Genomic DNA, 5,261 nt, shown 5'->3' on the forward strand with positions numbered 1-5,261 from the left:
CTCCGGCCGCTGTCGGCCTCGCCGGGATGGTCCCTGCCCGTGTCCAGCTCGCGCCGCGCGGTGTCCGCGCCGGTCAGCTCGCCCCGGGAGGCGGGGCCGACCGCCGACTCCAGCGCGTCGAGGCGCTCCCGCAGATCGCGATTCTCCCGTTCCAGCTCGCGGTGCCGGTCGTCGCGTCCAGTGAGCCAGGGGTCGTTCTCCCACCAGTTGATGCCCACTTCCTTCGCCGTCTCCAGCGACGCGACCACCAGCCGGAGCTTGATCGTCAGCAGTTCGATGTCGAGCAGGTTGACCTGGATGTCCCCCGCGATCACGAGCCCCTTGTCCAGAACCCGTTCGAGGATGTCGCCCAGGTTCGCGGGCTGGTGTCCGCTCCCGCCCGAGGACGAACTCAGCGCTGAGCCCGGTCGTTGCGCGCTGGTCATGCAGGCTCCTTGTCGTCTGTCGTCGCCGCCCCGAAGCGGCGCGTCACCACTCGGTGCGTCCCCGGGCGTAGCGCCGCGTCCGCCGGTAGGACAGCAATTCGCCGACCATGTCCAGCTCGACCTCGTAAAGGCCGAGCACGTTCGCCGTGGAGGGGACCCGGGTCTCCTCCACGACCTCGATCTCGGCCGACCACCCGTCGTCGGTGGGGCGCACCGAGGTCACCCCGAGCACCTCCCGGCGGGTCAGCCGCACCAGGTGTTCCACGGCGACCTCGGCGGCCTCCGCCGCGCCGAGGTCGATGTCGTCCTGGTCTCCGAAGTCGGCGTCCGCCGTGTCGCCGCCGGCCTCGCCCGCCGGGCGCGTGTGCTCGTCGCCGGCCACCGTGACCTCACTCCGCCTCGGCAGAGGGCACCGTGCTCCGCAGGCGTGCCAGCGCGTCCCGCTGGATCTCGGCCTCCTCCTCGGCCGAGATCTCGCCCTCGGCCCGCGCGCGCTCGGCCTCCTCCAGCTCGTGCCGCACGGTCGTGGGGTCGGACCGTTCGCGTTCCACCTGGTCGCGCACGGTCTCGGCGAGCGAGACCACTCCGCGCACCGGCGCGAGCGGAAGGCCCAGGATCATCGTGACCAGTCCCATTTCTTCCCTCGCTCCTCTCGTCCTCACGGGCCCGAACGCACCCGGTGGGCCCGTCAGCCGTCCGCCTGCCCGGTGAGCACGAAGTCGTACGGCGCCAACGGGCCGAGCAGCCGTACCTCCACGCGACCACGCCAGCGTCCGGCCAGCTCGTCCACGGCGTCCTCCACGTCACGCTGGGCGGCGACCTCCGCCAGGCACGCGACGTGGGCCGCGTCGCGCTCGTGCGTCGGCTCCCGTGCGGAGACCTCCACGGCGACCGGCTCAAGGGCACGCAGGACCTCCCTGGTGTCGGCCTCGCGTCGCGCGGCGATCTCGTTGTTGATCAGCTCTCCCAGCGCCATCCGCTCGGAGCGGGTGGCGTCCGGGTCGCCGTCCCGGATCACGTCACGCAACCGCGCCGCCTCCGCGTTGTCGGTGAGGATCTCGCGCAGCACGGCTTCCTCGTCGTAGCGGGCCTTGACCAGGTACTCGGCGCGGCCCTCCAACTCGTTGAGGGCGGCGACGAACTCGTCGTGGTGCGTGGCGAGCAGCTCGTCGGCCACCGCCTGCCGGTCGGTCAGCACGGCGCCGAAGCGCAACGGCAACACCGGCACCTCCGCCGACGAGGCGTCGAGGATGCGCGCGTGGGCGGTGAGATCCTCCGGCGTGCCGAGCGGCCGGTCGGCGTCGACGTCGCTGACCAGCGCGGCGAGGTCGCCGTGCCGGACGGCCGAGACCTTGCCCGGCGGGTCACCGAGGCCCGTGACCTCCTGGTCGGTCTCCACATCGGCGGGCACGATGCCGTAGACGTAGACGGCCCCGTCGGGGGACGTGCCCGTGCCGGACTCCTCGCGTGTGGTGGTCTCCTCGGTGCTCATGTCAGTGCTCCCGCTGGGCCTCGGCGCCCCGGCCCGCGTGCTGCGGCTCGTCGTCGCCCAGGGCGTCGCGCAGCTTGTCGCCCGCGGCCTCCAGCGCGCCCTTCGTCTTCGACCGGGCGCCACCGGACTGTGCGTCCCCGACGAGGTCGGGCAGTCCCTTCTTGTCGTCGTCGCCGATCTGGAGCCGGTTCACGGCCTCGGCGAACCTCAGATAGGTGTCCACACTGGCCACCACGATGCGGGCGTCGATGGTCAGCAACTCGATGCCGACCAGGGACACGCGCACGTAGGCGTCGATCACGAGTCCCTTGTCCAGGATCGTGTCGAGCACATCGGCCAGACTCGACGACGACGGGCCGCCCCCCGCGCCGGCGGGCTGCACTGCTGTGGTCACGAACGACCTCCTCCTTGTCGGGTTCGCTGTCGGCTTCGCGTCGGTGGCGGTTCCTCGCCGTCACCCGACTCCGCGCTTCCGGAGTCCTCGTCCTCGGACCCGGCGGACTGGCTCTCGCCGGACTCGTCCTCACCGGATTCGGATTCGCCCTCGGACTCGCCGGATTCGGACTCGTCGCCCTCGGACTCGCCGCCCCCCTCACGCGAGTCCGTGTCGCCTTCGTCGACGACCTCGCCGTCCTCGATCCGGCCGTGCCAGCCCTTGATCTCGTCGGGGTGCAGCAGTGCCGAGGTCATCATGTGCCGCCTGAAGTGCTTGAGTTCGAGGCGCACCCGGCGCCCCTGCGCCCGCCAGAGGTTGCCGGTGTATTCGAAGAACCCCTGCGGGTGGTACTCCAGCACCACCAGGACCCGGGTCAGCCGAGGCGCCAGCTCGTGGAAGGTCACCGCGCCGTCGACGTAGCCCTTGGGGCCCTCCGACCGCCAGACGATCCGCTCGTCCGGCACCTGGTCGGTGATCGTGGCGTCCCACGTGCGGTGCGACCACAGAATCTGGGCCTTCCACGACAGCTTCTCGTCGGACTCCTGCTCGACGTTTTCGACCTTCTTCATGAAGTCGGGAAAGTCGGTGAACTGGGTCCACTGGTCGTACACCAGGTCGAGCGGCGCGCCGATGTCGATCGACTCGACGATGTTGGTGAGCTTGAGCCCACCGCCGCCGCCTCCGCCGCCGGTGAGCTTCTTGGCCGCGTTCTTGACCTTCTCGCCGATCTTCTTCACGCCCGTGCTCGCGGCTGCCTTCGCCGGGCTCTCGCCCTCGGCCACCTTGCCCGCGCCCGAGAGCGCCGTGGACAGTCCGCCCGCGCCTCCGCTCTCCGCGTAGTCGCTCAGGCGTTTGGCGGACGCGCTGACCTTGTCGGTCACCGCCGACGACGCCCGGCTCGCGAGCGAACCGGCCAGTGCGCCGAGCGCGCTCTTGAGCTGATCCGTCGGTGCCGCCTCGGCGGCCTTCTGCGTCGCCTGCTGTCCCGCCTTCTTGGCGGATTCGGCCGCCTTACCCGTGCCGGTCGCCATCGGTCACCTCCCCGTCCGCCGCACCGGGGAGCGGCCGGCCTCGGACCGGGCCCTGGTGCGCTGTCGGTCCGCGTCACGCTCACCGGAACCGGCCTCGGACGCCGAACGGCGACCGGAGCCGGGAGTGGGCGAGCCCCCGTCATCGGACCGGCCGCGTGTTCGCCCGGACGATTCCTGCCTGCGCCGGGGTTGCCTCGGCGAGGACCGTGGGGCCGTGTCAGCACGGCGCGCGCCATCACGACGGCTCGTGCCCCGGCCTCCGGTGTCCCCGCCTCCTGTGTCCTCGGCGGTGGTGTCCTCGGCGCCGCTCTCGTCCGCCTCCTCGGAATCGCCGCCCTCCTCGTCCGAGGCACCACCCTCCTCGTCCGAGGCGGTGTCCTCCTCGGAGGTGTCCTCGTCCTCGCCCGAGGCGGTGTCCTCCTCGCCCGAGGCGGTGTCCTCTTCGTCGGAGGTGGTGTCCTCCTCGGAGGTGTCCTCGTCCGAGACCGCGCCGCCGTGCTGGACCCGCTCGCTGAGCGCCTCGATGCGCGAGGTCGCGGCGGTCACCGCGGCCGAACGGGCGGCGCTGAGCAGTTCACCCCGCACGGTCTCGGTGAGCTTGCCGACCTCAGGCGACGAGGCCAGTTGGCTGAGGCCGCGCTGTGCGAGTTCGCGCGGTCCCTTGCCGAATTTTCCTGTCGCTCCCGCCGCGGCGATCATGAACGCCAGCCGCATCTTGCGCGTGCGACCCAGCAGATAACCCGCGCCCACGGCGGCGGTGGTCTGTACCCCGCGTTTCATCAGCGTCTCCTCATGGGGGGCTGGAACGCACGATGATTACCCCTTTCGTGTGTACAAAAAACGCTGCTGAACGCGGACTGTGACAGGGTTCGCGACCCGCGGGGCCGAGTCGGGCACTCCGGACAGCGTGGCGGGGGGGTGGGACCAGAACGGTCGGCGCAGCGTGCAGGCTCTAATCTGTCGGGGTGACGGACGGGGCGCGGACGGGCGACGACGGACACGGGCTGATCGCCGGGAGATACCGGCTCGACGACCGCATCGGCAGCGGCGCGATGGGAGTCGTCTGGCGCGCCCTCGACATCCGGCTGGACCGCACCGTCGCGGTGAAGCAGCTCCTGCTGCCCCCGGGGCTGGACGACACCGAGGCGGACCGGGCGCGGCAACGCGCCTTCCGCGAGGGACGGATCGCGGCCCGGCTCCAGCACCCGAACGCGATCTCGGTCTACAACGTCGCCGACCACGGCACACAGCCCGTGCTGGTGATGGAGTACCTGCCCTCGCGCAGCCTCGCCGCCATTCTCGACGAGCGCGGCACCCTGCCCGTCACCGAGGCCGCCCACATCGGCGCGCAGGTGGCCGCCGCCCTCACCGCCGCACACGGCGCGGGCGTGGTGCACCGCGATGTCAAACCCGGCAACATCCTGCTCGCGGGCGACGGCACCGCGAAGATCACCGACTTCGGCATCTCCCGCGCGGCGGGCGACATCACCGTCACCAGTACCGGACTGTTCGCCGGAACCCCCGCCTACCTGGCCCCGGAGACCGCCCGTGGGGTCGAGCCGGACGCCGCGGCCGACGTGTTCTCGCTCGGCGCCTGCCTGTTCGCCGCGGTCGAGGGCAGGCCGCCGTTCGACGATCCGGGCAACGAGATCGCCATGCTGCACGCCGTGGCCTCCGGCAAGATCGTGCCTCCCGCGCGGGCGGGCATCCTGACCTCGTCCCTGCGGGCGATGCTGCGCCCCGACCCGGAGGACAGGCCGGTCATGGCCGTCGTGGAGCGCCAGCTCCGCGTCGTGGCCGACGGTGTCGAGCCGCCGGAGGACGCCTTCGACCTGCCCACCCGGCCGAGCACGCCCGCCGCGGGCCTCGCCCCTCCG

Annotated in this window: 8 protein-coding genes; 1 reads left to right on the forward strand and 7 read right to left on the reverse strand. The window is 71.9% G+C overall.

Annotated features, from left to right (window positions below):
- The 7 genes from SACSA_RS22010 to SACSA_RS0107885 all read right to left on the reverse strand — a co-directional run.
- The coding region (locus SACSA_RS22010) for a gas vesicle protein (protein WP_019814831.1) at nucleotides 1-425 on the reverse strand (425 nt) is incomplete at its 3' end.
- 43 nt (nucleotides 426-468) lie between these two features.
- Complete coding sequence (gene gvpO / locus SACSA_RS0107860; protein WP_019814833.1) at nucleotides 469-807, reverse strand: gas vesicle protein GvpO; 339 nt, start codon at nucleotides 805-807, stop codon at nucleotides 469-471.
- A 7-nt stretch (nucleotides 808-814) separates the two neighbouring features.
- Nucleotides 815-1,060, reverse strand: a complete 246-nt coding sequence (locus SACSA_RS0107865; protein WP_019814835.1) for a gas vesicle protein GvpG — start codon at nucleotides 1,058-1,060, stop codon at nucleotides 815-817.
- Between the two features lie 53 nt (nucleotides 1,061-1,113).
- Nucleotides 1,114-1,917: a GvpL/GvpF family gas vesicle protein gene (locus SACSA_RS0107870; RefSeq protein ID WP_019814837.1), complete on the reverse strand. Its 804-nt coding sequence runs from the start codon at nucleotides 1,915-1,917 to the stop codon at nucleotides 1,114-1,116.
- 1 nt (nucleotide 1,918) lies between these two features.
- Nucleotides 1,919-2,311 (reverse strand): gas vesicle protein GvpJ, encoded by a 393-nt coding sequence (gvpJ, locus tag SACSA_RS0107875; RefSeq protein ID WP_048876545.1) that lies wholly within the window; start codon nucleotides 2,309-2,311, stop codon nucleotides 1,919-1,921.
- Nucleotides 2,308-3,384: an SRPBCC family protein gene (locus SACSA_RS0107880; protein WP_019814841.1), complete on the reverse strand. Its 1,077-nt coding sequence runs from the start codon at nucleotides 3,382-3,384 to the stop codon at nucleotides 2,308-2,310. The genes gvpJ and SACSA_RS0107880 overlap by 4 nt, the downstream gene beginning before the upstream one ends.
- A gap of 3 nt (nucleotides 3,385-3,387) precedes the next feature.
- On the reverse strand, nucleotides 3,388-4,164 hold the full coding sequence (locus SACSA_RS0107885; protein WP_019814842.1) for a hypothetical protein: 777 nt from the start codon (nucleotides 4,162-4,164) through the stop codon (nucleotides 3,388-3,390).
- Between the two features lie 185 nt (nucleotides 4,165-4,349).
- Here SACSA_RS0107885 and SACSA_RS22015 point away from each other — a divergent pair.
- Nucleotides 4,350-5,261, forward strand: a 912-nt coding sequence (locus SACSA_RS22015; RefSeq protein WP_019814844.1) for a serine/threonine-protein kinase, incomplete at its 3' end; no start/stop codon positions are given.

This window comes from Saccharomonospora saliphila YIM 90502, assembly GCF_000383795.1.
Lineage (GTDB): Bacteria > Actinomycetota > Actinomycetes > Mycobacteriales > Pseudonocardiaceae > Saccharomonospora > Saccharomonospora saliphila.